Here is a 25,889-nt window from a genome sequence, read left to right on the forward strand (position 1 = left end):
TTATCACCCCAATTATCACAATTATGCAAACGATTATACATAGATTTTACGATGCATTTCAGAAGGCAGATGCTCAAGGAATGATTGCCTGTTATCACGATGATATTATATTTTGTGACCCTGCATTCGGGGTACTCAAAGGCAGTGATGCCAAAGCCATGTGGACCATGCTTTGTCAGAATGCTAGAGATTTAAAAATAGAGTATTCTAACGTGCAAGCAGACAACAACAAAGGCACTGCTCACTGGGAGGCGTGGTATACGTTTTCTCAAACAGGAAGAAACGTCCACAATATCATTGATGCAAAATTTGAATTCAAGGATGGAAAAATCATTAAACATACCGATGATTTTAATTTGCGGAACTGGGCTAAACAAGCACTAGGTTTCAAAGGTTTTTTGCTAGGAGGAACTGCCTTTTTTCAGAAAAAACTACAAGAACAAACCCAAAAGTCTCTGTCTAAGTTTAAGCAACAACAAGGGCAAACATTGTAGTTTTTTTTTAGAATGAAAGGCGTACCAATGGGAAACCCCATAGTTTTTTCTTTACTGAAACAAGTCTATTTTTACATCTTTAGACTTTGCAAAACAACTCCTTATGAATTTCAAAACAACCGAAACTAGTATCCTTGTATTTGGAATATATATGATTTTTATTCCAGGATTGGGATTAATATTAATTCCTAATTTGCTTTTTGATTTGTTTCACATTAGCTATGGTCAAGAACTTTGGACGGCGCGTTTGGTTGGTCTATTGGCTTTACTTTTGGGTGTCTATTATTATCTAATCAGCAAACATAAAATCCATATTCTCTATAAGACAACAGCCATGCTTCGATATATAGCTGCTGCGTTTATGGTTGGACTATGGGCATTACAACAGGTAGAAATTAGCATTCTCCTATTTGCTTTGGTTGATGCTTTAGCAGCTAGCTGGACACTATTGACCCTAAATAAGGCAAATCTATCTCAAAATGGGTAATTTCAAACAAAAAGTGCTTTGAACACAAGATCAAAGCACTTTTTATTATTATTCTATTCCAATTCTTATATCGTAAGAATATCTTTTTCTTTGCTTTTCATCAACTCATCTACGACATTGCTATACTTATCCGTTAGAGCTTGAACAACAGCTTCTTTCGTTTTTCCTGCATCTTCAGGATACCCTTCTTTGACTGCTTTCTTAATTTCGTTCATTGCATCACGTCTAGCATTACGGATACTAACTTTTGCATTTTCAACTAAGGTATGTGCTTGCTTAATCAATTCTTTTCGTCTTTCCTCTGTCAACATCGGTAAAACAATTCGAATTATTTCGCCATCATTCTGAGGCGTAACGCCCATATTAGCTTGAAAAATAGCTTGCTCAATAGATTGCAACATTCCTTTTTCCCACGGAGCAATAACTAAAGTACGACCATCTTGTGCTTTTACATTAGCAACTTGTGCAATTGGCGTTTGAGAACCATAATAATCTACTTTGACACCATCAAACATAGCAGGTGTTGCTTTTCCTGAACGAATCCTAGAAGCCTCTTTTTTGAAATGTTCAATAGAATCTTTCATGCTGTCTTCTGTTGCCTCAATGTAAAATTGTAAGTCTTCTTCCATAATTTTGTAATATTTATAAGCTTTTGTTGTTCTCCAAGAACAGGACTTGTAGTTAATAAACGCAGTATTTTAAGACTTTCTAGTTAAACAAACAAGAATTCTAATAAGAATTATTATAAAATTCAAAAAAAGTAATTATTCCACCAATGTTCCAACTAATTCACCTTGAACAATTCTAGATAGGTTCTTAGGCTTTCCAATATTGAATACAATGATTGGCATATCGTTCTCTGCACACATTGTAAACGCCGTCATATCCATAATGTTTAACTTGGACTTGATAACTTCAGCAAAAGATACGTTATCATATTTGGTAGCCAATGGATCTTTTTCTGGGTCAGCAGTATAGACTCCATCCACACGGGTTCCCTTTAAAATAACATCCGCATTAATTTCACTTGCTCTAAGTGCAGCAGCAGAATCCGTTGTAAAATATGGATTTCCAGTCCCTGCCGAGAAAATAATGACCCTTCCTTTTTCCAAGTGCGAAATAGCACGTCTACGGATATAAGGTTCTGCAATTTGATCCATTGCAATAGCCGTCATTAATCGAGTAAAAATACCATTTTTCTCTAAAGCACTCTGCAAAGCTAGTCCATTGATAACCGTTGCTAACATTCCCATATAATCTCCTTGTACGCGACTAATATTGGACTTAGAAGCTTGTAAACCTCTAAAAATATTACCACCACCGATAACAATGGCCAATTCAACACCTTGTTTAACGATACTTGTTATTTCTTCAGCATAATGCTGTAACATATCAGGATTGATTCCATACTCGTCCTCGCCCATAAGCGATTCTCCACTCAATTTTAATAAAACTCTTTTGTAACGGATAGCCATGAATTTTTTATTTGATAAAACAGTTTTGTGTTTTGGTTTTGCACGATTTGATTTCCTGTTTGACAATTAGAATGTTTCGATTGTCAAGGAAAATTCTGCGATACAAAAAACACGAAAAAATATTCGTTAATAGTTTCTAATCAATCTATACTTTTTCAAAAAGAATCAAAAAAGCTGATTTTCAGGTTTACTTTATATAGAATATAATGTAGTTCGTTGATTAGCTGCGCTGCTACTGTGTGGTAGTTCGCTACGCTCATGACCTTGGGCTTTTGTGCTACTAGCACAAGCCTACTCGGCAAGCTTAGTTTTTTACTTCTTTAGCTCGCTGCGCTCATGAGATCGCAAGCTTAGTTACCCAAAAGACAAAAAAGCACATTTATATTAATCTGATAATCAGAATTTTAATACAAAACACAGCAAACTCACAACTTATTGATTATCAACTGCACAGCACTCACGAAGTAAACTAATAAAGTTTTTCAACGACCACGTAGTAGTAGCGCAGCTAACTATTGATATAACAAACTATTAAAAAAAAAGCGTTTCATATAAAATGAAACGCTTAAAATAAATCTTAACCTAAAGTTACATGTTTGAAATCAGTAACAGTAAGTTCTTTATCGATAGACTGAATATATTGTTTAACAGTCTCTTTCTTTTCAGCTTTTACGTATTCTTGGTTCAACAAGGTTTTTTCTTTGTAGAATTTCCCTAGTTTACCTTGAGCAATTTTTTCAAGCATTGCCTCTGGTTTACCCTCTTGGCGAGCTTGCTCTTTTCCAATTTCGATTTCTTTCTCAACTACAGAAGCATCAACACCATCTTTGTCAACAGCGATAGGATGCATTGCTGCAATTTGCATTGCTACGTTTCTTCCTGCTTCTTCTAGAGAATCGTTTGCTTTGTTGAAACCAACAATAACACCTGCTTTGTGTCCCATATGAATATAAGGAACTACTTGAGTAGCTTCTAGTCTTTCGTAAGCAGCCAATTCAATTTTTTCACCAATAACACCAGTTCTTTCAACTAATTTATCAGCAATTGTTTGACCATCCATAGTTACAGCCAACAAATCTTCTTTTGTAGCAACAAATTCTGCCAATGCTTTGTCAGCAACAGATTTAGCAAAAGCAACAAAATCATCGTTTTTAGCAACGAAATCAGTTTCACAACCGATACGAACGATAATTCCTTTAGAGTTATCCTCAGAAGTAGCAGCAACAACAACACCTTCTTTAGCATCGCGATCAGCACGCTTCTCAGTCATTTTTTGACCTTTTTTACGAAGGTATGCGATTGCTTCTTCCATATCACCGTTTGCTTCAACAAGTGCTTTTTTGCAATCCATCATCCCTGCACCAGTTTGGTCACGCAAGGCTTTTACATCTTTGGCAGTAATTTTAATAGTAGCCATGATTTTATTAAGATTTAATATATATCAAATAAATACTTCATGGATTTTTTGGCAATCCATACACTTGTAAAATTACCAAAAGAGCCATGAAGTAAAATCAAATTATTTAGAAAATTGTTTAACGTCAAAGCGTTTTACAAGTCAATCTACAATTAATTATGCAGATGTTTCTTCTGTTTTTGCTTTTTCGTCTTTTCCTTGACTTCTTTCAGCCAAGCCTTCTTTGATAGCAGCTACCAAATAATCTGTAATGATTTTGATAGACTTAGAAGCATCATCGTTAGCAGGAATTGCAAAATCTACTTTAGTTGGATCAGAGTTTGTATCTACAACACCAACTGTTTTGATTCCCAAACGAGTAGCTTCAGCTACAGCCAAGTGTTCGTGATTGATATCCAAAATCAACAAAGCATTTGGCAAACGGTTCAATTGAGCCATACCACCAAAAACACGCTCCAATTTAGTATGAGTGCGCGTCATGGTTAGACGCTCTTTCTTAGTAATATTATCCAAAGAACCATCGTTCAACATGGTTTGGATTTTTTGCATCTTGCGAATAGACTGACGAATCGTAGAGAAGTTTGTCATCATTCCTCCCAACCAACGATCTGTCACGTAAGGCATTCCTACACTTTGTGCTGCTTCAGAGATAATTTCACGAGCTTGCTTTTTAGTACCAACAAACATAATTTTTTTGCCAGACTTAGCCATTTGGCGCAACGCTTTTGCTGCTGTTTCTAAACCTTCGATCGTACGATTTAGGTCGATAACATGGATCCCTTTGCGTTCCATGAAGATATAAGGACTCATCTTTGGATTCCACTTTCTTTTCATGTGACCAAAGTGGCATCCTGCATCCAATAGTTCTTTATGAGATGGAGTTTGCATATTATATTATTCTTTGATTAGACTATTTATAGAAGTCTAAGGTTAATGTTAAATATAGGAAAGGCTTTTTGTCGAATTGCTTTTGAAAAAAAGCCAACAAGTTGCCCAACCTGAAATAGATAGACAAAAAATTAACGCTTGCTAAATTGAAAGCTTTTACGTGCTTTAGGTTTACCGTATTTCTTACGCTCAACAACGCGAGAATCACGAGATAGTAACTTAGCAGCTTTAAGAGGCTCACGAAATTCTTCGTTGATTTTGCACAATGCACGAGCAATACCCAAACGAACCGCTTCTGCTTGTCCTTTGATACCACCACCTCTAACGTTAACTTTTAAATCATAAATACTCAAGACATCAACCAATGTCAATGGCTCCAAAATTTTTCCTTGAACATGTTCTACAGGGAAGTACTCTTTGTAATCTTTGCCATTCACAACAACATTACCACTACCTTGCTTTAAGTAAACACGAGCAACAGCAGCTTTTCTTCTCCCTAGTCCATTTATAATTTCCATAATGATACTTCTTTTATTTTAGCTCTAGTTTAGACGGCTTTTGAGCGTTGTGTGGATGCTCTGACCCCTCGTAAACAAATAGTTTTTTGTACATAGCATTCCCCAATTTTGTTTTAGGCAACATTCCTTTTACAGCAATCTCGATCAAACGATTTGGGTATTTTGCTAAGATTTGTGCAGGTGTTCTTTGTTTTTGCCCACCTGGGTACCCTGAATGCGTATAGTGTACTTTTTGTGTTAATTTTTTACCTGTAAGCAATACTTTTTCAGCATTAATTACAATCACATAATCACCACAATCTACATGCGGGGTATAGCTAGCTTTGTGCTTTCCACGCAAAACTGCAGCTATTTTAGATGCCATACGGCCCAATGGCTGTCCTTCTGCATCTATGACCAACCAAGTACGAGAAACAGTCTCCTTCTTAGCCGATTGAGTTTTATAGCTCAATGTATCCACAATTATATTCTTTTAATTATTAAAAAATTGTCTCTTTAAAATGAGCTAGATATACATAGCTCAAAGCGAATGCAAAAGTACAACGAGCTTTTTTAAAAAAGAAGTTTTTTTTCCTTTTTTTTTGAAATTCATTTTATAAACCACTGAAAAACAGTAAAAAAATCGCACAGCTTTTTAAAACACCTGTTAAAAATGCGTTATTTTAGCTTTTTCAAAGGTACTTTTTAACAATTTAGTATAGTTATTGACTACCTTAATGGTATCAGATCAATAGTCGTCTATTAACTCTAAATATTCAATTATATATATGACAACAATCAAAATAATCATAACCTCCCTCCTGCTCTATTCTGTTGGCAACTTATTCGCACAAGGAAATTCGACAGCAATTCGACATGGAGAATACTACGGCACTACAACCATCAATGGTCATATTGTCAAGATATTAATTATAGATGGCGATACCCTTCCTGTGGCAGATATGGAGGGCATACAAGTAACTCAAAAACGAAATTTTGCTAACAGAGAAGAACGTAGACGCTACAAACAATGGAGAAAATATGCTGCCAAAGTATATCCCTATGCCGCTGAAGCTATTCGGCTTTATAGGGAAGTAGAAGAAGCTACTAAAGACATGAAAAAAGGTAAAAAACGAAAATATGGTCGCAAGAAAGAAAAAGAATTAAAACCACAATATACCGAAGAGCTAAAAAAGTTAACCAAATCGCAAGGGTATATTCTTATCAAAATGGTTGAGCGGGAATTAAAAAAACCTTTCTTTGATGTTGTTGTTCAATTAGAAGGTCGTTGGAAAGCCATGCAATGGCAAACATTAGGTAGATGGTATGGTTATAATCTAAAAACAGGATATGATCCCAAGGATGACGAGCTACTAGAATCTATTTTAGCCGATCTTAACATTACCTATGGAACTGAAAAAGTGAAAGAATAAAACCAAAGCGAATCTTATCAGAAATAAATTGGGCACAGAGTTCACCTCTGTTATTGCTAAACAAAACCTACAAACCTAAAAACTTGTAGGTTTTGTTTTTTACTATTCTTGTCTATAATTCAACTTCTTGTATCGTTATAATACTATATTTAATAATTGGTAGTCATTACTTTATTTCTAAAAGTAGATTTACAATCTACTAAGGGATTGTTTTGAACAAAAAACTTTAAATAGGCAAAAAATTGCAACTCAAAGGTAGGGGGCAAAGTTTTTTATTCGGTATTAACAATGGACATTGTTATTTTTTAGCCATATCTTTATTTTTTTGTCCTCTTAATAATGAATAATTAGACACAACCACACTCCCAAACGAGTATACCTTAGCCCTCTATTTTTTAGATGTAAAAATCAAGTAACTTTGTAACCTTACAATATCAACACTCTAAAATCCCCTTTAATTTAATATTCATTCAAAAATAACTTAATCGCTCCCCACATCACAGACATAATAAAACAGTATGAAAGGGATTATTTTTTCGATCACAATCAGCATTTTTCTTAGCACCTTCAGTCTTGCCCAAAACGAACAGTATGTTCCCAATCAGTTTTTGATTCAGATCAAGGCTCAGCATAATATCAAAGAACTAATGGCTCGATTAGTTGATTACAACCGTTCTATAGAGTGGCAAAAGCCACAACAACTCATTCCTAACATGGACATTTGGCTATTAGAGCACAACCAACCCAATTTGCAAGAAAAACTTTTACATATTTTGCAAGACTTGTCTATGGTACAGGTTGCTCAGTACAACCACAAAGTAAACCTTCGATCGCCTAGCCCAATGGCAACGACTCCTAATGATCCTTTATTTAACAATCAATGGCAATACATCAATACTGGAGCAGGTGGAGGCACAGCAGGTGTTGACTTAGATGCTGAATTAGCTTGGGATATTACCACAGGAGGACTGACAGCGAACAACGATACCATTGTTGTCGCCATTTTAGACAATGGAATAAGTCCATCTCAAACCGATTTTGGCAACAATATCTGGCTCAACCATGCTGAAATCCCTAATAACAATGTAGATGATGACGGAAATGGCTATAAAGACGACTACAAAGGTTGGAACCCCACTAGCAATACAGATTTAATTGCTGGAGGTTCACATGGAACATCAGTAGCAGGCATTATTGGTGCAAAAGGTGATAATAACAATGGAGTTGCTGGGGTAAATTGGAATGTAAAAATGATGATTATAAAAAATGATTTTAACACCAATGAAGCCCATGTTCTGTCTTCTTATGGATATGTACTCACACAACGAAAAATTTATAATCAAACCAATGGAGCGCGTGGAGCTTATGTAGTTGCTACCAATGCTTCTTGGGGTTTAGATAATGGACAACCCGCCAATGCACCTCTTTGGTGTTCTTTTTTTGATACCTTAGGCTCCTATGGAATACTAAACATTGCTTCTACCGCCAATGCTAATGTAGATATAGAAGTGGTTGGTGATCTTCCAACAGCTTGCCCTAGCGATTATTTAGTAGCAGTTACCAATATTAATAAATTAGGTCAAAAAGACTTTGGTGCGGCATATGGCAATATTAGTATCGATTTAGGTGCTTTTGGTGCTGGTGTCTACACCACCAAGGCGCCATCTGGTTTTGGCACCTTTGGGGGAACTTCCGCTGCCTGTCCTCATGTAGCAGGAGCTGTTGCATTGATGTATGCTGGAGCTTGTAGTAATTTTATGTCTTACTCTTTAGCGCATCCAGACAGTGCGGCACTCAAAATGAAAACATACTTGATGAGCGGAGTAGTCCCCATTACAGATTTGGCAGGACGCAGTGTTTCAGAAGGCTACTTAAACTTAAATAATAGTTTAAACTTATGTGTGAATGACTGTCCTACCAATACCTGTTTCTCTGTTTACGCCATTCACTCTAGTGCTGTTATTGATACACAAGCCCAAATCAATTTCACCTTTACTCCTACCGTTAATCAAGCTCAATATCGCTACAAAGCACAAGGTGGGGCATGGTCTTCGTACAACCTTATTCCTATAGGGCAATCCAATTTTACATTGAACAATCTCACAGCCTGTACCAATTACGATGTAGAGATTGTCTCTTTTTGTAATGGCTCAACAGGTGAAAAAAACTTTTTTAGCTTCAAAACAGATGGTTGCTGTGAAGCTCCTAGAAATATCACCCATACTTCAGTTAGTCCTGATTCGGTATATGTGGAGTGGTCTAGTGTGCTAGCTGCCAATAGTTATCTAGTTGAATACAAAGAAATTAATACCACAACATGGCAACAACTGCCTAGTACAAGTAACAACAGCTACTGGTTATCTGGTCTAAATGCCTGTAGTTATTATGATTTGCGTATTCAAACGATTTGTAATAATGGTGCTAGAACCAATTATTCGGATACCATCCACTTTGTAACATTGGGCTGTGCATCTTGCAGTACAATCAATTACTGTGCTGCCAATGGCAACAATACGACCGATGACTGGATAGATACCTTTAGGGTTGATAATTTCACCTATGCTTCTGGCAATAATAATGGCTATTTTTTATATAGCAATATTGATATTTTCCTAGGCAAAGGAGACTTTCACAACATAGCGATTAGTCAAGGTAAGAGCTTTACAGAGCATGTAAAAATTTGGTTGGATTTAAACCAAGATGGTGATTTTTGGGATCCAGGAGAAGAAATTTATAGTGCTGTTATGCCTGTTAATATGTCTACAATCTACGGTTCTATCATTGTCCCTCCAACTGCTTTGTTGGGTGTTACTCGAATGCGTGTTGGGATTCGCTGGAACAACCCTCCATTGGTCTGTGGAGTAACCGATTTAGGAGAAATTGAAGATTATTGTGTGCAAATAATTCCAGGAACAGCCATCCAACAACTTCCTAGTAGCCTTAGCACTTGCACCATTGCCCCTAATCCTTTTTCTGAAAAGATTACATTAACGCTAGATTTAAACCAAGATACAGATGTTCATTTGTCAATTCTATCGGCAACAGGACAATTGGTCTACCATAATATTTTAAAAAATCAAACAACAGGGGTTCATTCAATCGAGTTAGCTCCCAATATGCCAACAGGGGTCTATTTTCTACAAGTCAAAACACAAGACGGACAGGTCACTAAGCGAATTGTTAAATTATAAAGTAGCACTTGCTTCTCTTAGCCAGTTTTCATGCGAAAGCTGGCTTTTTTTATCCTACTGTTACGATTAGGTTGAAACCACAAAAGCTAACTACTAACTATCAACAGTTAGCTGCGCTGCTACTAAACTATACCATCAATCAAAAATCATCAAAATCAAATTTAAGTTGATAACCTATACCAGGAATATCTCCTTGTTTTTGCAAATTAGATGCAGTTAGACCTATTAGTCTTATTTTTTCAAAGCTATCTATGTTATCTCGTAATAACTCGTGGGCAAACTTCCGAATTTCATCCAAAGAAGTAATATAGTACTCCTTCGACAAAGAGCGAGTCATGAGTTGAAAATCACTTGTTTTTAACTTTAGTGTAATCGTTCTACCAAAATTATTGGCTTTGGTCAGCCGTTCAAAAAACTGTAAGATAATTGGCTCTAAGGCTATTACAATATCTTCAAATGTTGATAAATCTTCTCTAAAGGTTCGTTCTACAGCCAACGATTTTCGAATGCGATTGGAATTAACTGGTCGGTTGTCAATTCCTCGGACAATGTTATAATAAAATCGCCCGACCTTACCAAAATATTGCGCCAACTCTAGTTTGGTCAATTTTTTAAGATCTCCTCCCGTTTGAAGACCAAGGCTACGCATTTTTTCAGCCGTTACCTTTCCGACTCCATGGAATTTTTTTACGGGCAATTGCTCCAAAAAGGGAATAGCTTGATGAGGACGAATAACCGTAATGCCATTGGGTTTCTTTAAATCTGAAGCAATTTTAGCAATAAATTTACAGTAGGAAACACCCGCAGAACAGGTCAATTGTGTAGCTTCCCAAATGTCTTGCATGATGCTAGTGGCTACATCTGTTGCCAAGGCAATATTTTTTTTATTGGTTGTTACATCCAAATAAGCCTCATCCAACGAAAGAGGCTCTATCGAATCTGTATACGATTCAAAAATTGTACGAATCTGTTGCGAAACTTGCCGATACACATCAAATCGAGCAGGGACAAAAATTAGTTGAGGACATAATTGCTTGGCTCTAAAGCTAGACATTGCAGAGTGCACCCCATATTTACGAGCCTCATAACTAGCCGTTGCCACCACTCCTCTAGAACCTCCTCCTCCTACAGCTATAGCTTTTCCTTTCAGTTCTGGATGGTCTCGCTGCTCTATGGAAGCATAAAATGCATCCATATCAATGTGTATAATTCGTCTAGTATAATCAGCTTCTATTCCCAATTGTAAAAACTTAAAATGCCTGTAATTTTACTACGAATATACTATGATTTATTAGGAATAATTAGAATCATATTCTTAAATAACAACACTTCCTGCTAAAATAAAATACATTATAGCATTGCCAAAACGACGAATATGAGTTCATGTGATACCAATATTGCTTTTCTCTTGACGAATATGGATTTTTTCTTCACAAAAAGATTTAATAAGTTATATTAGAGTAATACTAATATTTAAATTCATTCATCACCTAAATTTATACAACTATGAAAAACTTATTTTTATGCAGTGTTTTCTTTTTCCTAATGAGTTTCTCTTATGGACAGACATTAGTTGTCACGAACTCAACAGGTTTCCCGCTTACCGTTGGAGCGCAACTGACCTGTGAATCTCCCAATGTATGTCCACCTAGTATTGGAGCGTCCGTCAACACAACGGATCCAGTTCCTGATGGGACAACAACAACATTAACATTTCCAGACCCTGACTCAGGTTGTACAGGACCTTATCGTCCTTATAGAATTGGAGCTAGTATTTTTGGTGGGGGATCGGCGAGTTGGCAGATAAACACTTGCTGGAATCCAGCTTGTGTCACTAGTTCTGGTCCCTTTAACATTGTCATTACATTCTGTTCAGACACAGAAACTCATGTTACTATTTTTTAGATTGTAGCTTGTTCCCTACTTGATTTCTTTTAATATTAATGCTTTGTTTCTACTGGAATAAAGCATTTTTATCTATACTTTATCGTTTCCAACGGTTGTAAATTCTCTCGCAATAAGCTTTAAAACGCCATCGAACCAACAACTCTAAGAGTATTAAAGCAGGTAAAATAGTTACCAGATACAAGACGACTAAAGTAGGTAGAAAACTATTTAGATAAATTAGAAAAGGTTGTAATAATCCAAACATTAGGGTTGTGACAAATGGCAATAAGGTAAGCAACATATAACAAAACAAATAAGTAGTATCGCCTTTGGGTCCCTTTTCTCGTCCCGATATTTCGGGTTTAACTCCAAAGATGTATACCACTTGCAAAAAAAGCATGGACAAAAATGAGTAACGCCCTAACAACTTTCCATATCCCTCTAAATTATAAAACAAATCATTGAGCAAAGTAGGTAATAAGTGCGCATAACCTAACATTGCAAAGCTAGCTGCTATTAAGATCAATAGTCGAATTAATAAAAAGTCATCGGTTATAATGGTTTTTCGCTGGTGCTTTGAAGAAATTTTTTTCTCCAGGACAGGCTCTTCCATAATTTGGTTTTGGTGGTTGATTTTTCGAATAAAGACATAGCTTGTCTGGGGTAGGTCTAGGAAAACAAAACGTCATTTAAAAAACGCCTTAGGTTTTAGTTAACTAAAAAAACAAAATAATAGTTTCACTTCAATACAAAAAAGTATTACGATCTTCTTATTAATCTATTTTTTACAACTCTCAAAGCACTTTTTTCATAATTTTCGTTAACACTTATCACATAATAAATCTTCTGACAGCTTTTCGTTCTATTTTTAGACAACAGGCTGCTTTATACAATTACAGATTACGCAGAAAAGACAGGCTTAATTTTTTCAAAAAAAAAGCCTACAGTAAATGAATACCATAGGCTTTGCAATAAATTGCTATCTGTCTTACTTCAAACAAGAAGTAGAGTCTACATATTTTTAGTAACAATATTCGTTAGACTCAATAATTGGTTTAGCGATTGCTCTACGAGCATCTCTAACGTTTACTGTTTTGTATTTTGCATAACGTTTGATTCCCATCAACATCATACGCAATGGTTCGCCTTCTGCAAATGAGCAGAGAGCGTCTTTTGCATTTTTAGCAATTCGATCAATTGCATCAAACAAGAACACCTCTAAGATATGTGTTGGATTGGTCACATCGCCCCCTTTCATAGCTAATTTTTGAACTCTCAACAACAAAGATTCTGCTGTAAAGACATCCATCATTACATCAGCAATATTCATTGTAATTTGTTGTTCCATTTTCAAATCCAAATTACCATCCATTTGAGCTTTGGCAGCACCACCAGCCACAATCAATAGAATTTTTTTCATATTCTTGACCGTGTCAATTTCCACTCCAAATGCACCTTCTGTTTTAGAAGCACTAGGCATAGATGTCAATTCTTTTTGTACCGCCCATGCTGGACCAACCAAGTCGATGTGTCCTTTCATCGCACGCTTTAAGGTCATTGCCAAAGTCAATAAGCGGTTGATTTCGTTGGTACCTTCAAAGATACGATTGATACGAGCATCGCGATAATGGCGTGCTGCTTCATACTCTTCAGAGAAACCATATCCTCCATGGATTTGAACCGTTTCATCGACAACATAGTCCAACATTTCTGATCCCAATACTTTTAACATAGCGCACTCTACAGCATATTCTTCAGCTGCTTGCAACTTCGCTTCTGCATAAGACATTCCTTTCCCATTATCATACAACGCTTCTGCTTTTTGTTGCAACAACATTGACGTACGATACAAAGCCGATTCTACAGCATAAATTTGAACTGCTTGCTCTGCCAGTTTATATTGAATAGCACCAAAACTAGAAATAGGTTGTTTGAATTGGTGACGCTCATTAGAATAAGCAATACCAGCGCGTACATTGCGTTTAGCAGCTCCCAAAGCCATTACACCTAACTTAAAGCGACCAATGTTCAATACATTAAATGCAATTAAGTGCCCTTTTCCGATTTCGCCTAAAACTGCTGATTTGTGTACTTTTACATTTTCAAAAAATACTTGACGAGTTGAAGATCCTTTGATACCCAATTTGTCCTCTTCTGCACCAAGGCTTACTCCTTCTACACCTGCTTCTACTAAGAAACCTGTAAATTTATCTCCGTCTACTTGAGCAAAAACGATAAAGACATCTGCAAATCCTGAATTCGTGATCCACATTTTTTGACCAGAAATAAGGTAGTGTTCCCCGTCTTCTGTTGGCATTGCCTTTGTTTTTGCTGCCAAAGCATCTGATCCTGAGCCTGGTTCAGTTAAACAGTAAGAAGCAACCAATTCTCCAGAACACAATCCTGGCAAATATTTTTTCTTTTGTTCTTCCGATCCATAATAAAAGATAGGAAGCATTCCAATACCAGTATGAGCAGAAACAGCAACAGAGAAACATCCTGCATAGCCAATCTCTTCTGCTATAATGGTGTTCGTATTGGTATCCATAGGCATTCCACCGTATTCTTCTGGGATATGAGGTCCCAACAATCCTAGTTCTCCAGCAACAGCTAACTTCGCTTTTGCTAGACCTTCTTCTTGCTTTTCTAGTGCTTGGTAATTGGGTTCGATCTCTGTATTAACAAAGTCCTTTACCATTGCACGAATCATATCCTGTTCTTCATTCGTATCTTCGGGGGTAAAAGTATCTTGAGGTAAAGAGTCTTTGATAATAAACTCACTTCCTTTTAAGACTTCTGTGGTCTTATTTTCTACTACATCTGCCATAATTATATTATTTAATGATTTTCTTGCTTGATTCAATACAGTACCTATACCATATTGTTTCTGCATTATTTTGTTAGTTGATTTTTGGTAATATTGGTCCATTGGTCAAGAGATTTTCACCATCAAGACTAAACTATAAACCCAATATTAGTTTAATAGTTTATCCTAAACGCAAAGAAAGAGGCAACGCTAGTGACGCGAAACCTCTCTCTTTCTCCAAAAAGGACAAAATATTCTTCGATTTATTTATACGAAGATAAGAAAAAAAATTAAAATTTACAATTCCTATAAACAAAAGAAGGATGTTTGGTTTTCTCTCTTATTTAGATCATAACTCACGTTGACTTTACAGTTTAAGTCTCTTCATTACAATAGAGTAAGTCTCACCTATCAAAACCTCCAATTGATGGTTTAAAACCTTTGGTTGTTACAACTAAAAGATAAACACTTTTGTACTCAAAAAGTTTTCGCCATCAATATCCCACAAACACATTTTATATATCTTATATCTACATAGCTAAAAAATAATTATAGCTCTCATACATTAATATTGCTCCTTAAGTTCGTTTATAATAAGGTTTCGTTTGTGCAACCAAATATCTTTAACAAAATATTTTAACTATCTTCTATATAATATGAATACATCTTTAAACAATCAGGTTACTTTTTCAACTTTTGAAAAAGCTATCAAAAATGCCCTTCCTCTGACTCAACAGGAAAAATTTTCTTCCTTTTTCACTTCTGTTTACAAAGTTGACTTTGACTTGCCTCAACTTGGACATATCAAAATTGAGACTAAAAAAATTAGCGATAGGTTTACCTTTCAAGTACTTGAAGTTTATCCTACTCAAGACGCTATACTTGATGTTACGGCAAAAAAGGCAACGGTAGGATTTAGTTTTTATGTTTCAGGAAAAGCAAATGGTTATTTAGTTGATAAAAAAATGACACTTCCCATGGTAGCTGATACAGGAATTATTTGTGTCAGTAATTATGGACGCTCGCAAATCCATTTTACCAAAAATCAGCCTTTTGTAAATATTAATCTGTTTATCCTTAGCAAGCATTTTATTGATTTTATGGGTAAATCATTCTCTTTTCTACCTAATGAATTTCAAATGGCTCTACAAGATGATAGCATTTACTACGGGATAGGAGGAGCTACAAAAGCTGAAATTAGCCAGCATCTTTGGGATTTGCGCAACGATAATTTCACCAACCATAACGCTGCTTTTTTGAGAGAAAGTACTGCTCTAAAAATCATGGGCATCCAATTGTCGGAACTAGTCTATGACAAAAAAAAGGAAAAGGCAGAAGATATAAGAAAAATCCAATTGGCGCACGATATTATCAAAAACTCTTTAATGAATCCTCCCAAAGTAAAAGCACTTGCTCAACAAGTTGGTTTAAGTGAATTCAAATTAAAAAATGGATTTAAGAATGCATTTAAAATGCCAATTTATACTTTCCTAATCGATTGCCGTATGAAAAAAGCTGTCGAATTATTGACTAAAAAAGGCTATAGCGTCAAAGAAACAGCTTATGATATCGGTTATTCCAACCCCAATGCTTTTTCTAATGCATTTCTAAAAAAGTACGGCGTATATCCAACCGAATTTGTAAAAAATCAAACCGTTTATAAAGATAATCCATCTACGCAACCATAAAGCTAGTAAGGGTGTTGCTCCGTTTTGAGTAGATTTTTCTGTAAAAATAGTAGATACTTATGCTCTAAATAGACGTAATTTGCCTTATTAACTTTCCCTTTCTTAATCATTCCCTTTTCATAACAACTACTTAATAAATAAGTAGTTGAGGCACTTTATTATTTTTATTTAACCCATTATTATTATTATTATGAAAAAACATTTTTGGATTATTTTATTCTTATTTGGTTGTCAATTATCCATCGCCCAAATAAAACTAGAGTGGGATACTCATCCATCAACTACCACACAACTTAACGAAACCCTTTGTGACCCTCAAGTCTATATTTTATATTTTGAATGGGACTCTGGAAGTGATGTACTAAAAGCAGATACAAGTGCTAATTCTGATGACTATGATGAAGTGACCCTGAGCCTAAAAGAAGAAATATCTGGGCAATGGACCACATTACAAAATGTAGGAGGTACAGGGGTTGTATTAAATACCAAACAGGTCAACCCTGGTAGCCCCTATGGTGGAATCTATGGCGTTTTTAGTGGCACTTCTTCTGGTACTAGAAAGTTCAAACTATTTGTCACTAAAAAGAACTTTGTTCCTGTTAAGGGAGGCGGATACACTAGCACTATTTACAGCCAAACAGAATCAGCCCCTTATATCCTTAAGGTTACTATGAAACCACTACAAGTTTCTTGTAAATTAAAAGCAGGAACACAGCTATTGAATAGCAATGCATCTTTCTCTGCAACTAATGTTGTTTGTGACCATGATTTAATTCTCACCAATATTACATCCTCTTGTGCAAAAGAATTTAGGATTAATATAGAGGAATATAATTCTAATGGTCAATCGTTAGGAGTAATACACACATCAGGGATTCTGTCTAGTTCTATTTTATCTCCTAGTATAAACCTTAATACCTTTTTCAATGGATTAATCCAAAAAGACAAATTATATAGAATTAATTTAAGAGTAAAAAAGGGGAATAATTGGACAAGTGTTAATAGTAACGTATTCTTCATCAATTACCACCAATCCAAAAACCCTACAATTTCTATCAATACCCCAAAAGATATTTGTATTGGAACTCCTGTTACGATTACCTTATCCGATCCACCCAACAACTTTCAATGGACATCAACAAGTGGGACATTACCAACAGGCATTAGCAGCACCATTACTCCCACTCAATCGGGCTTATACAATATAACATCTAGTGACTATTGTGTCAATTTACCCAATGATTTGGAACTGAATGTCAACCCTCTTCCCACTATTGATCTTAGCCAGAATCCAGCCGTACACTGTGCCAATGTTCACAACTTAGTGCATTTCTCTGCCATCACAAATCCAACAGGAGGCACAGGAAATTGGTCGATCAACACAGGATCTATTTCTAGTACGGGGGTATTCAATCCAACTCTAAATTTTATTCCCGCTAATTTTGTAGCCACTTATACTTATACCGACCCCAATGGCTGTACTGATAGCGAAGATTTTTCCTTTACGTATTATAATCCATCTACATTTACAACAAATGTCAACCATCTAAGTTGTTATGGTGCTAACGATGGGGAAATCTTCCCCGTAGCAACAGGCTATCCTCCTTACAATTATACCCTTAATGGTAATTCACTTCCGCCAGGCTTTTCAGGACTAGCTGCAGGAACCCATCAAGTAGCATTAACGGACGGGCACAATTGTGTTTCAACAAAAAGTATTGTCATTACTCAACCTCAAGCACTCACAGCCTCACTAAGTCTGCCTTCTCCTCAAAACCTTTCTTGTTATGGCACAGGCGTTTACGTACAAGTCAACAACGTACAAGGAGGAACAGGAACCTACTCCTATGATTTTGGAAATGGTTTTTCATCTAATTATGGTCAACTTCTTTACCCCAAAGCAAGCCCTTATCAAATTCGAGTCAAAGACCAAAATGGTTGTATCAAAACCTTTTCTTTTCAGGTTAATGGTCCTTCTGCTCCGATTAGTGTTACTCCATCGTCTACAGATCCTTATTGCAATGGACAATCGAATGGAACCATTTCTTTGTCTGTTAGCAATGCCGTTGCTCCATTAAGTATTACTTGGAATAATGGAATGTCAGGTGCTAACCTTTCAAATTTATCAGCAGGTACCTATGCTTATACTATTGTCGATGCCAATGGCTGCCATAAAACAGGTACGGTTACCTTAAACTATCAAAATCCTACTGGAGATATTTCCGTTAATCCTTCAATAACCCACAGTGCTTGCTTAGGTACTAACGGAGGTTCAATACACCTATCGGCTCCTACTAGTGCTAACTATAGTTATGCTTGGAGTACAGGAAGTAATAACAATAATATTGTTAATCTAGTTAGTGGTAATTATAATGTTACCATTACAAACAATACAGCTCCCTTTAGCGGTTGTAAGGTGGTCAAACATTATGGTATCAACGATAACAATACTTCTAATTGGCACAAGAACACCCAAAATACAGTAAGTCAAGAAGACAAGATTATCAAAGTTATTACAGATGCACAAAATAATGTTTATGCTCTAGGAGAGTTTATTGGTAGTTCTCAAATAGATGGTCAGTCTTTTCAAGCGAATAACAACAACAGCAATCAAAAAGGAATCTTTGTTAGCAAACACGATGCTTGCGGGCAACTAAGATGGGTAGATTATACCAACAGTACTAGTACAATTGATATCAAAGGATTGGAAATTGAGTTTGATGGAACAGAGCATTTAAGAGTTTTCGGACAACTAGAAAATCAAGGAACAGCAAATTTTGATGTCCAATCATCCAATGGCTCTAACATAACGCTTGCACCAACTGGCAATAACGATGTATTTAGTGTCCGCATCCGAAAAGGAACAGGTGCTCTATCTGCTCCTATAACATACGCAATCCCTTACACAGATAAAGTAAATGCCGTAGACATTGATAACAACACGCATTACTTTGCTGGTAATTTTGGTGGGTTTGCTCAAGTTAAAAAACAAATTAATAATAACCTTACTGTTGTTTTTGGAGAAACGAACGCAAGTGGTAATAATGAAATGAGTAGCATTGCTGTTGATGGTGCGGATATTTATGCTACTGCTAATTTGAATACTAGTACCAATTTTAATGGCACTACCATTATTAGTAATGGAAAAGAAGGCGTTTTATTCCATTATAACAATGGTGCTTTATCGTGGAACAATGCTAACGCTGAACAGATAACATTAAATGACATCTTGATTGCAAGTAACAATACAATATGGGTAGCAGGTTCTTTGGCTGGTCCTATGAATTGGGGCAATAACTTAGTTGCCAAATATCAAACAGCTATTGTATGCGAATTTAATAGTAGTTTGACGAATAACAATGTTTTTTATATTGATGACAAAAACTCTGTCTTTTCTACAGCAGCAGCGATTGCTTTATCTGAACGAAATGGGCAATTATACGCAGCAGGTACGTATGTTGGTCAAACAATTGGTATGAAACAGGTTTCGAATCCTAATAATTTAGTCCAAGTATCGGGTGGTCTTAACAATCATGCTGCCATGTGGTTAGCCTCTTTGAATTTAACTTCAACGGCTTCAATTAACTGGATCAATAATTCATACAGCAATCAACCCATTCAAGTATACGATGTCGCAACTGATGGCTTTAATAGTTATGTCGTTGGAAACTATAAAGACAACATTCAACTCCCTCCTTCTTCTAATCTAAGCAATCCAACCAATGGTTCGTTAAATTTGGGGTATATCATTAGAGGAGGAGATGCCTATGGTCAACCTGTATTTTATAAACCAGCATCGAGTAATATTATAACGAACACACAAACTGCTTTGTCAGAACAAACGACCGCCAACAACCCGACCAATTCATCTATCTACCAATCACTGCTTGAAGTAGACAAATTAAACGTTTCTACCTCCTCTTATCTAAAACTATTTCCTAATCCCAATAAAGGATATTTTACAGTACAAATAGAAGCGCCTGAAACGGGTAAGATACACTTAAGCATAACCGATGTGTCGGGCAAAGTTATACATCAGCAGATAGCTACTAAAACAACTCCAATAACTACATTGGACGTTCGCCCTATGCATTTACCTCAGGGTGCTTATATTTTACATATCACCCACAATGGTCATCAACAACATCAAAAATTCTTAGTTCAATAATATTTGATTGTTACAAAACGGTTCTCTTTTACAAGGCAAGTCTCTAAAACGGACTTGCCTTTTTTTGAATCAGAAATTCCATTTATAATACTTAACTACGCTGCTATATCATACCATTTAACGAATAACGCCTTTGTACGCTTAGCACAAGCCCAATTGCCTTTACTTTATACATAATAATACTTAAAATAAATAAAACAATCATTTATTTTTTTTACTAACTTTTATTTGTAGCTTAATGGTATTACAAATCAAATGACTATAATTTTTACAAAAAAATATAGTTAATTTTTCCAAACCGTTCTTTAAAAACATCCCTGTTATGGCATCACCTTCTTTAAAAAAGTGGAGCACCGAATTCGCACGTCTATTAGAAAGTACATTTTCTGGCACAATTACTCCTCCTGAAACTATTGCAATTATTGAGTCCTACCTTTTGGAAGATGGCACTACTCTTAGCCCTCACCTAAACAAACAAAACCCTGGTTCAAAAGTGTTTAAAGGTATGCTGCAATCAATTCTAGAAGAAACTCATTCTTCCGATGAAAGTGTCAAGGACTATTTGGCCAATGTTATTCAAGCTTATTTAGAACATGATGAACAATCTTTAGATCGTTACATTAATGAATCTGGATCTGGCGCTTTATTATTCAAAGAAAAAGCAGAAATGGTAAAAGCCGATGGGACAATTGTGTTGGGTATTCCTGGCTCGGTAAAACATACTGCCATCAAAGAGAAAAGAGCCCAAGAACGGATGTCCTTGCCTGGCGACTGGTCTTTGTATACCTGCCAATCTATTCACAACAGAGACACTCCTCAAAAAGAAAAACACGATGGTATTATTAACTGGGTTCGAGTAACGCTTCCTGAAAAAGATGCCCCTTTTTTGGAGCCACACAAAAACGACATCAAAACACCAATTGGTTGGGTACGAGCTTGTGACCACTTGGCATTTTCCAATGAAGGACTCCGTCGATATGTGTTTAATGACAACTATCCTAATGGCATCGATCAACCTGGCGAGCACCAACAATTACCACCATTCAAACGAGTAGATTTAGTAACACCTGCACGTTATGACTTGGTAAGATTTGCCCCTTTAGCTATTTTTATTGGTTACGAAGAAGAAGATTCTACTACCCCCCTATTTTATATTTTAGAAGGGGGCAATGCTTTGGGGCAAGCCAAGGTAATGTATGCTTCTAGTACCGATTTAAACAAGCCTATCTTAATGGAATCTGGCTATAAGCCAACTCCTTTTGCCAATCCCGAGAATTATTATTTATCTAAAGTATTGTTTCACGAAATGGATCCTATCCATGTTTCTATCAAAGTATTCACAGAGGATGAGATAGAGCAAGGAGAAGATAAATACCATTTTCACATTGACTTAACCCTAGAACGTACCTCCTTAGAACAAGTGGCTAGCGTTGACAACTTTATTCCGCCAGCCAAACAACTATTGGATGCGTTTTTAAGAATTGTAGAACTCGAGTGCATGGGTGTTCCTGTCGTCAAAACAACACTTCTTGAAGATAGAATTATGTTGCTCAAGCAGAGGATTACCAAAGAAGAATCGGCAGGACATGATGTTAGGGTTAAAGCATTAGAACGCCGACTAATGCAATTAGAACAACAACTAAACCAAGCTCCTAGACAAGACATAAAAGGTTTGCTTCAAGATTTGAACCAACAAGGGTTAACGCCTAATTTACTAGACAAATTAAAACATCATAGCACACACAATGAATCCATTTTAAAAGATGAACTAGGTAAACAAAAACATCCGTTCATCGATCCTGGTACACACCAAAAATGGGAAAATCAATTGGCCAACCAAGTTGTTGAACCATTGCACTTGTTTAAACCTCAAACCTTAAATGGTGCTAGTGACCCCGATTCTGTCGTTTCCATCTTAAAACGTGCTGTAGCAACAGGAAATACCGTCAAAGCGGCAGGATCTGGGCACTCATACTCTGATGTTGCAACAACACCTGATTTTTTTGTCGATACTCATGGACTTAATAGCATTTCTAGCATAGCCAAGCCCATTTCGGGGCAGTTATCAACAGATATGCTACGAAGCAACTTACCTTTAGCTGTTGACAAAGTAACATTCCCCGATAATAATCCAACCAACCCTAAAGACAGAGAAAAAAATCTAGCTTTATTTGAAACTGAAGCAGGAATTAGAATAAAAGATCTAAACAACGCACTTGCAAAGAGAAATGTTGGTCTAAAAAATATGGGTGGTTATGATGGGCAAACCATTATGGGAGCTATTTCTACTTCTACGCATGGCTCTGGAATTACGCTTCCTCCTTTTCCTGATATGTTGCGCTCTCTAGTTTTAGCCACAACAGGAAAATGGGATGGAAAAACCATTAGTGGCAACGATGGTGATGAGGGCGTTTATTTGTATCGAATAGAACCTAGTGATGGAATTACAGACCCTACTAAATATAATCATCCCGACATTCAACTCATACAAGACGATGATTGTTTCTACAGTGTTATATGTAGTATGGGATGTATGGGGATTGTCTATTCTATTGTGTTAGAAGTCATGCAAATGTATTGGTTAGAGGAAACACGTGAAATTACGACACTAGACAAAGTTTTTGAATTGCTACAATCGGAAGATGGCTCTATCCCTAATATTCTAAATGAATACCGCAACTTTGAGGTTTTAGTACATCCATACCCTATGGATGCTAATTACAAAGTTATAGACATGGATCCAAGTCTCCCACCAGAACACTATTACCCCAACTTTAGATGTCTACTTACCAAACGAAATATTGCACAAGATCCAGGAGGATTAGATCATAGAAAAGGTCATCGTCAACCACTAACACAATTCATGAGTCATTTTGGTCTTTCATTTGAACTAACAGCAGCATTGATTAACGCTATTCCTAAACTAACACCTGATATTATTGACTTAGCATTAAATGGATTAACAGACAGTGGCTACATCAACAAGTATTGGCATATTTATAATCTTGGATTAAATGGAAATGCAGGATTTGCGACAGAAATTGGTTTTTCACTCGAAGATGATGAAGGCAAATATACCTCAGAGCATTTTAAAGCAGCAGTAGATAAAATTCACTTAGTCGCTCAAAATGCTCGTATCAATGGAGAACAATATCAATCCTCTCCCTTTTCATTGCGTTTTGTCAAAGCATCCAATGCCCATCTTTCGATGATGGAAGGTGTTAATACTTGTATGATTGAAATGGATATGGTGACGGGTACTTATGGTGGCATGGAAATTATGATGCGCTACCAAGATAGTATGTATATGTTGGGTGGTCGCCCACATTGGGGTTTAGAATTTGACCATTTGACAGGAAGCAATAATTTAATTGCGGATATGTATCCTAAGTTGGATAAGTGGTTGGCGGTCTATGAGCAATTCAACGAACTAGGAACATTTAACAATCGTTTTACCGATCGTGTTGGATTTACCAAACATACGTTTACTCGATAACAAGGAAATAATTGAGAGGAAGGGCACTGCTCTTGCTCTCTTTTTTTTACAGAAATACTTGCTTACGATACGATTGAATACCACTCATACGCTTGCCCCAAAAACACAAATTGCGCCTCTAATTCCTCTTTCATTTCTTCAACTGTTGGGTATTTGATCTTCGCTATTCTTTTGACAATACCTTTGGATGCCTTGTTTTCATCGTGTGTATGAAAGATTGTTTGAGGGTTCAAAACTTTTGCCAACTCCAATGCATTTGTTTTGCCAGGATTGACTACCCCACCCAAAAAGAAAGGAAGTTCAAAGGACGAAAATCCAACTATTAATGCCTTTACTTGATATCGAGATAAATACGTTTGCTGCTCTAATGTTAATTCAAAACCATGCGGACAATAAACTATTAATTCATGCTCGTTTCGAATCAAAATAGCATCAAAAGCAGCTGATAAAACTTTGGAAGATTTTAAGTATGCAATATCAACATTGCCAAACCTAAGCCATTCTTTTTTATCCCAAAGAGGTAAGGTCTCTATTTCTCTTTTTTCAAATTCTTTGACCAAACGCTTTTTAGCTTTGGGATTGACCAACAATGGCACTGAGTTTAGCTGATGCAACGTCTCTTCATGACAATGGTCTGAAAAAGGTTGCGAGATCACAATAGCATGATAAACTCCCAACAAGTCGATAGAAATTGGCGGAACAGTATGCCACTGCTCATTAAACCAAGCAAAACCGTCTATCTCTGATCCTTGCAACCAAGGGTCAATCAATAAAATGGTTTGCCCCCACTGCAACTGCCAACTAGTATCCATATTTAGCCTTCGTATCTGTAACATCATTTAAATTTTTCACAAAGCCACATATTCTGAGGCGAGCTTATACGCCCCATTTATTAGGAAATAAAGAGCCATAAAATTAGTTAAATAACGACAAAAAAAATGCTTTATTGGAGAACAACAACGTTCCAATAAAGCATCCTTTTTCGAAGTAGTGAGAAAACAACAACTTTTTGACACTACTTACATTTGCAACCCAATATTTCTAGAGCTCCCCCTAGATTTATGATATGGCTACAAATTCATTTTACTTACTTACATTCGACCTTACTGTAGGCTAATTTGGTGCTCACCAATCATCTTACGAATATTGATTAATGCATAACGCATTCGACCTAATGCAGTATTAATACTAACATTGGTTAGTTCTGCAATTTCTTTGAAGCTTAATTCTGCATAATGTCTAAGCAAAATCACTTCTTTCTGTTCTTGTGGCAACGCTTCGACTAATTGTCGCACCTTGGCATAGGTTTGATTCTTAATCATCTTACTTTCTTCATTGTCCTCATTACTGTTAATCAGATTAAAGATGTCAAAATCTTCTGATGGCGTAATAGTTTTTCTTCGCTTGTTTTTGCGAAAAAAGTCAATGCATAGATTGTAAGAGATGCGTAGTGCCCACTGTAGGAATTTTCCTTCTTCATTATATTTTCCAGATCGGAAAGTATCTATAATTTTAATGAAGGTTTCTTGAAAAATGTCATTGGCCAAATCTGTATCCTTTACAAACATATAAATGGACGTATAGATTTTGCCTTTGTGGCGGGTGAGCAATGTTTCAAATGCTCTCTCATCTCCACGTATATACGTACGGATGAGGTCTCTGTCGGTACAAGACTTACTACTTTGCATAATTACTTTTATTTACTTACTTACAACTAAAAAAATGCTAGGGAGTAAAATTTTCGACGATAGGCGATATTGTTTTTTGTTTAAGAAATAATATTTTTTTTTTGTTTAAAAGAAATAGACTTCACCAAGAACCTTTTTATTTTTGTATTCTTGAATAAACGAAAGCTATTCAAATTTTAGGACAAGCACAAAGTTTATTCTGTGATATAAGGCTTTGAACAAATAAAGTTAACTTTTTTGTTAGAAATTACGTTATCTTTAAACTGTTTTTTCA

At 36.1% G+C, this 25,889-nt stretch carries 19 protein-coding genes; 8 read left to right on the forward strand and 11 right to left on the reverse strand.

The genetic code is table 11. The features are described 5' to 3' along the window. Nucleotides 1-23: 23 nt before the first annotated feature. Nucleotides 24-494, forward strand: coding sequence for a nuclear transport factor 2 family protein (locus CG11_RS09880; RefSeq protein WP_052595655.1), 471 nt, complete (start codon nucleotides 24-26; stop codon nucleotides 492-494). A 103-nt stretch (nucleotides 495-597) separates the two neighbouring features. Beyond that, the gene (locus tag CG11_RS09885) at nucleotides 598-981 is read left to right on the forward strand and encodes a hypothetical protein (protein WP_052595656.1); all 384 of its coding nucleotides are present in this window, start codon (nucleotides 598-600) and stop codon (nucleotides 979-981) included. A 65-nt stretch (nucleotides 982-1,046) separates the two neighbouring features. Here the strand turns inward: CG11_RS09885 and frr are convergent, their stop codons facing one another. The 6 genes from frr to rplM form a co-directional block, all read right to left on the reverse strand. Then, complete coding sequence (frr, locus tag CG11_RS09890; protein WP_052595658.1) at nucleotides 1,047-1,610, reverse strand: ribosome recycling factor; 564 nt, start codon at nucleotides 1,608-1,610, stop codon at nucleotides 1,047-1,049. Between the two features lie 135 nt (nucleotides 1,611-1,745). After that, on the reverse strand, nucleotides 1,746-2,456 hold the full coding sequence (gene pyrH, locus CG11_RS09895; protein ID WP_052595660.1) for a UMP kinase: 711 nt from the start codon (nucleotides 2,454-2,456) through the stop codon (nucleotides 1,746-1,748). Nucleotides 2,457-3,033: 577 nt separating this feature from the next. Continuing rightward, entirely contained in the window at nucleotides 3,034-3,873 is an 840-nt protein-coding gene (tsf, locus tag CG11_RS09900) for a translation elongation factor Ts (protein ID WP_052595662.1), read from the reverse strand. Nucleotides 3,874-4,029: 156 nt separating this feature from the next. Further along, nucleotides 4,030-4,761 carry a 30S ribosomal protein S2 gene (gene rpsB, locus CG11_RS09905; protein ID WP_052595664.1) on the reverse strand — a complete coding sequence of 244 codons (732 nt, stop codon included), beginning with the start codon at nucleotides 4,759-4,761 and terminating at the stop codon, nucleotides 4,030-4,032. A 131-nt stretch (nucleotides 4,762-4,892) separates the two neighbouring features. Further along, nucleotides 4,893-5,279 (reverse strand): 30S ribosomal protein S9, encoded by a 387-nt coding sequence (gene rpsI / locus CG11_RS09910; protein WP_052595666.1) that lies wholly within the window; start codon nucleotides 5,277-5,279, stop codon nucleotides 4,893-4,895. A gap of 13 nt (nucleotides 5,280-5,292) precedes the next feature. Then, the gene (gene rplM, locus CG11_RS09915) at nucleotides 5,293-5,739 is read right to left on the reverse strand and encodes a 50S ribosomal protein L13 (protein ID WP_052595668.1); all 447 of its coding nucleotides are present in this window, start codon (nucleotides 5,737-5,739) and stop codon (nucleotides 5,293-5,295) included. A gap of 307 nt (nucleotides 5,740-6,046) precedes the next feature. On the opposite strand from rplM, the gene CG11_RS09920 reads away from it, so the two are divergent. Further along, on the forward strand, nucleotides 6,047-6,691 hold the full coding sequence (locus tag CG11_RS09920) for a DUF4294 domain-containing protein (protein WP_052595670.1): 645 nt from the start codon (nucleotides 6,047-6,049) through the stop codon (nucleotides 6,689-6,691). A 518-nt stretch (nucleotides 6,692-7,209) separates the two neighbouring features. Next, nucleotides 7,210-9,882 carry a S8 family serine peptidase gene (locus CG11_RS09925; RefSeq protein ID WP_052595672.1) on the forward strand — a complete coding sequence of 891 codons (2,673 nt, stop codon included), beginning with the start codon at nucleotides 7,210-7,212 and terminating at the stop codon, nucleotides 9,880-9,882. Nucleotides 9,883-10,021: 139 nt separating this feature from the next. Here the strand turns inward: CG11_RS09925 and dinB are convergent, their stop codons facing one another. Next, nucleotides 10,022-11,116, reverse strand: a complete 1,095-nt coding sequence (gene dinB / locus CG11_RS09930; RefSeq protein ID WP_072010991.1) for a DNA polymerase IV — start codon at nucleotides 11,114-11,116, stop codon at nucleotides 10,022-10,024. Between the two features lie 272 nt (nucleotides 11,117-11,388). Here dinB and CG11_RS09935 point away from each other — a divergent pair, with 272 nt between their 5' ends. Then, the gene (locus CG11_RS09935) at nucleotides 11,389-11,787 is read left to right on the forward strand and encodes a hypothetical protein (protein WP_156039722.1); all 399 of its coding nucleotides are present in this window, start codon (nucleotides 11,389-11,391) and stop codon (nucleotides 11,785-11,787) included. A 79-nt stretch (nucleotides 11,788-11,866) separates the two neighbouring features. Here CG11_RS09935 and CG11_RS09940 read toward each other — a convergent pair whose 3' ends face one another. Then, a complete protein-coding gene (locus CG11_RS09940; protein WP_052595678.1) occupies nucleotides 11,867-12,382 on the reverse strand; it encodes a hypothetical protein in 516 nt (171 codons plus the stop codon). 408 nt (nucleotides 12,383-12,790) lie between these two features. Further along, a complete protein-coding gene (locus CG11_RS09945; RefSeq protein WP_052595755.1) occupies nucleotides 12,791-14,596 on the reverse strand; it encodes an acyl-CoA dehydrogenase family protein in 1,806 nt (601 codons plus the stop codon). Between the two features lie 635 nt (nucleotides 14,597-15,231). Here CG11_RS09945 and CG11_RS09950 point away from each other — a divergent pair. The 3 genes from CG11_RS09950 (at nucleotide 15,232) to CG11_RS09960 (ending at nucleotide 23,927) form a co-directional block, all read left to right on the forward strand. Continuing rightward, the gene (locus CG11_RS09950) at nucleotides 15,232-16,263 is read left to right on the forward strand and encodes an AraC family transcriptional regulator (protein WP_052595680.1); all 1,032 of its coding nucleotides are present in this window, start codon (nucleotides 15,232-15,234) and stop codon (nucleotides 16,261-16,263) included. A 190-nt stretch (nucleotides 16,264-16,453) separates the two neighbouring features. Next, nucleotides 16,454-20,431 (forward strand): T9SS type A sorting domain-containing protein, encoded by a 3,978-nt coding sequence (locus tag CG11_RS09955; protein ID WP_052595682.1) that lies wholly within the window; start codon nucleotides 16,454-16,456, stop codon nucleotides 20,429-20,431. Nucleotides 20,432-20,753: 322 nt separating this feature from the next. Continuing rightward, nucleotides 20,754-23,927, forward strand: a complete 3,174-nt coding sequence (locus tag CG11_RS09960; RefSeq protein WP_052595684.1) for a D-arabinono-1,4-lactone oxidase — start codon at nucleotides 20,754-20,756, stop codon at nucleotides 23,925-23,927. Nucleotides 23,928-23,989: 62 nt separating this feature from the next. On the opposite strand, the gene CG11_RS09965 is transcribed toward CG11_RS09960, so the two are convergent. Together CG11_RS09965 and CG11_RS09970 are read right to left on the reverse strand one after the other, a co-directional pair. Continuing rightward, on the reverse strand, nucleotides 23,990-24,766 hold the full coding sequence (locus tag CG11_RS09965) for an MBL fold metallo-hydrolase (RefSeq protein WP_081909519.1): 777 nt from the start codon (nucleotides 24,764-24,766) through the stop codon (nucleotides 23,990-23,992). A gap of 264 nt (nucleotides 24,767-25,030) precedes the next feature. After that, nucleotides 25,031-25,615, reverse strand: a complete 585-nt coding sequence (locus CG11_RS09970; RefSeq protein ID WP_052595688.1) for an RNA polymerase sigma factor — start codon at nucleotides 25,613-25,615, stop codon at nucleotides 25,031-25,033. Between the last annotated feature and the right edge of the window lie 274 nt (nucleotides 25,616-25,889).

Origin of the sequence: Aureispira sp. CCB-QB1 (assembly GCF_000724545.1) — a bacterium.
Classification (GTDB): Bacteria; Bacteroidota; Bacteroidia; order Chitinophagales; family Saprospiraceae; genus Aureispira.

Excerpts from the sequence above, each read along its gene's own strand:
- CG11_RS09880 (WP_052595655.1), top strand. The coding sequence starts at position 24 with ATGCAAACGATTATACATAGATTTTACGATGCATTTCAGAAGGCAGAT.
- CG11_RS09885 (WP_052595656.1), top strand. The coding sequence starts at position 598 with ATGAATTTCAAAACAACCGAAACTAGTATCCTTGTATTTGGAATATAT.
- frr (WP_052595658.1), bottom strand. The coding sequence starts at position 1,610 with ATGGAAGAAGACTTACAATTTTACATTGAGGCAACAGAAGACAGCATG.
- pyrH (WP_052595660.1), bottom strand. The coding sequence starts at position 2,456 with ATGGCTATCCGTTACAAAAGAGTTTTATTAAAATTGAGTGGAGAATCG.
- tsf (WP_052595662.1), bottom strand. The coding sequence starts at position 3,873 with ATGGCTACTATTAAAATTACTGCCAAAGATGTAAAAGCCTTGCGTGAC.
- rpsB (WP_052595664.1), bottom strand. The coding sequence starts at position 4,761 with ATGCAAACTCCATCTCATAAAGAACTATTGGATGCAGGATGCCACTTT.
- rpsI (WP_052595666.1), bottom strand. The coding sequence starts at position 5,279 with ATGGAAATTATAAATGGACTAGGGAGAAGAAAAGCTGCTGTTGCTCGT.
- CG11_RS09920 (WP_052595670.1), top strand. The coding sequence starts at position 6,047 with ATGACAACAATCAAAATAATCATAACCTCCCTCCTGCTCTATTCTGTT.
- CG11_RS09925 (WP_052595672.1), top strand. The coding sequence starts at position 7,210 with ATGAAAGGGATTATTTTTTCGATCACAATCAGCATTTTTCTTAGCACC.
- CG11_RS09935 (WP_156039722.1), top strand. The coding sequence starts at position 11,389 with ATGAAAAACTTATTTTTATGCAGTGTTTTCTTTTTCCTAATGAGTTTC.
- CG11_RS09940 (WP_052595678.1), bottom strand. The coding sequence starts at position 12,382 with ATGGAAGAGCCTGTCCTGGAGAAAAAAATTTCTTCAAAGCACCAGCGA.
- CG11_RS09945 (WP_052595755.1), bottom strand. The coding sequence starts at position 14,596 with ATGGCAGATGTAGTAGAAAATAAGACCACAGAAGTCTTAAAAGGAAGT.
- CG11_RS09950 (WP_052595680.1), top strand. The coding sequence starts at position 15,232 with ATGAATACATCTTTAAACAATCAGGTTACTTTTTCAACTTTTGAAAAA.
- CG11_RS09955 (WP_052595682.1), top strand. The coding sequence starts at position 16,454 with ATGAAAAAACATTTTTGGATTATTTTATTCTTATTTGGTTGTCAATTA.
- CG11_RS09960 (WP_052595684.1), top strand. The coding sequence starts at position 20,754 with ATGGCATCACCTTCTTTAAAAAAGTGGAGCACCGAATTCGCACGTCTA.
- CG11_RS09965 (WP_081909519.1), bottom strand. The coding sequence starts at position 24,766 with ATGATGTTACAGATACGAAGGCTAAATATGGATACTAGTTGGCAGTTG.
- CG11_RS09970 (WP_052595688.1), bottom strand. The coding sequence starts at position 25,615 with ATGCAAAGTAGTAAGTCTTGTACCGACAGAGACCTCATCCGTACGTAT.